Genomic DNA, 1,184 nt, shown 5'->3' with positions numbered 1-1,184 from the left:
ATCTTGATCTAATTCTCCAAAGTAAAAAGGATTATTAGGAAGTTCATTTGAGCCTGTAAGGAGGGTGGAGTTTAGGAAGATATAAGCTTGATAGTTTTGAAGTTCTTCAAAAGTAAAATCTGTCGTTGCTTCTAATTTATAAAGTTCATCATAAATACTTTGACAATCAATTATGCTTTTATTTTCACAAAACAAATAAATACTTTTTTTATCTTTATGAATAGAATATAAAAAGTCTTTACCTATCATAATTTTCCTAAATAATACCTATTTTAGCTTTTCCATTAAAATACAAAGCTTGTGATATTTTACAAACTCCACCTAAATATTGCTCATCCCAAATTTGATCTTTTATTTTATAACTTTTTGAATTATATCCGTATATTTTTGTTATATTATTAATATTTTCAAGACATTTCATATCTTTATAAACCACAATAAAAATTCTAAATTCCCCAATGGCAATTTTATGAGCTAAATTTTCTTGATTATTAATAAAGGAACAATCTTTTCTGTATTTATTAAAATCATTTTTATCAAGAATTAAAATGTATTTTTCTTTTTCTTGCGCCTTTAAAATAAAATCTATGATTTTTGTTTGACTAATGGTAGGAGTTTTATAACTTGTATAATAATTATCTCCAAGCTCTTCTAAAATACCATTTGTTTCTTGCATTATGGTGGCTATTAATGAAAGAAAATATTCAAAATGATTGATTTTTTCTGGAGAACTTCTAAAAAGTCCAAGAGGTCCATTTTTAAGAGCGAAATTTTTATTATTAATAGCATTATTTTTTAACACAAAAGTTTCTGTATAAATTTGAATATTTTTCATAAAATGATTAAGATACTCTATACACTCACTAAGGCTTTTATCTTTGACTTTGTTATAGTTAGCATCTAATTCTAAAAGATAGGAATAAAAATAGAGAGTATTAACAAGAGGTTTTATAGAGTGATCATTTTTCCCTGTATATATACCTAAAGCATTGCTTGCACCATATTGAGCTGAAGCAATGATTTCAATTTTACCATTATCATAAATATGAGTGATTTTTTCTGAAACATCTATAGTGTATTTTCCTAAAAGATCTTGCATAATTTTTATAGTATTAGGGTTGATAGCTATATTAGGAAAATTCCAACCATAAACACTAGGGGAATTAAAAGTATAAACTTCATTA

The 1,184-nt window shown here is 24.9% G+C and carries 1 protein-coding gene and 1 pseudogene; both read right to left on the bottom strand.

Annotated features, from left to right (window positions below; genetic code table 11):
- The coding region (locus tag AJ932_RS03785) for a hypothetical protein (protein WP_060806673.1) at positions 1 to 249 on the bottom strand (249 nt) is incomplete at its 3' end.
- Between the two features lie 7 nt (positions 250 to 256).
- Positions 257 to 1,184: pseudogene (locus tag AJ932_RS10775) on the bottom strand (hypothetical protein); the annotation flags it as partial.

Origin of the sequence: Campylobacter sp. BCW_6873 (assembly GCF_001762365.1) — a bacterium.
GTDB classification, from domain to species: Bacteria; Campylobacterota; Campylobacteria; order Campylobacterales; family Campylobacteraceae; genus Campylobacter_D; species Campylobacter_D jejuni.
The sequence above is the reverse complement of the archived record's forward strand: the minus strand, read 5'-3'. Positions and strand labels throughout refer to the sequence as shown.